At 57.0% G+C, this 449-nt stretch carries 1 pseudogene; it reads right to left on the bottom strand.

Annotated features, from left to right (window positions below):
- Window positions 1-449: pseudogene (gene glmM / locus AC0T7J_RS25300) on the bottom strand (phosphoglucosamine mutase); the annotation flags it as partial.

Below are 449 nucleotides of genomic sequence, written 5' to 3'. Positions count from 1 at the left end.
ACCTTATAGGTCGCACCATGCGCGCAGTCGATAACGATCTTCAGACCGGCGAAATTGGTCCCGGTAGGCACGCTGCTCTTGCAGAACTCGATGTAGCGGCCCGATGCATCATTGATTCGCGACACCTTACCGATCTTGCTCGACTCGACGACGGTCATTGGCGTATCCAGCAACTCTTCGATCATCAGCTCCAATTCATCGGGCAGCTTGGTACCTTTGCCGGAGAAGAACTTGATGCCGTTGTCATCATGCGGGTTGTGCGAAGCACTGATCACGATGCCGGCTTCAGCCTGGAACGTACGCGACAGATAAGCGATGGCAGGCGTCGGCATCGGGCCGAGCAGCATCACATCGGCACCCGCCGAGGTCAGGCCCGCTTCGAGTGCCGATTCAAACATATAACCGGAGATCCGCGTGTCCTTGCCGACAAGCACCTTGCAAGCACCCAT

It is taken from the genome of Pantoea sp. E956-1, from assembly GCF_982223955.1.
The sequence above is the reverse complement of the archived record's forward strand: the minus strand, read 5'-3'. Positions and strand labels throughout refer to the sequence as shown.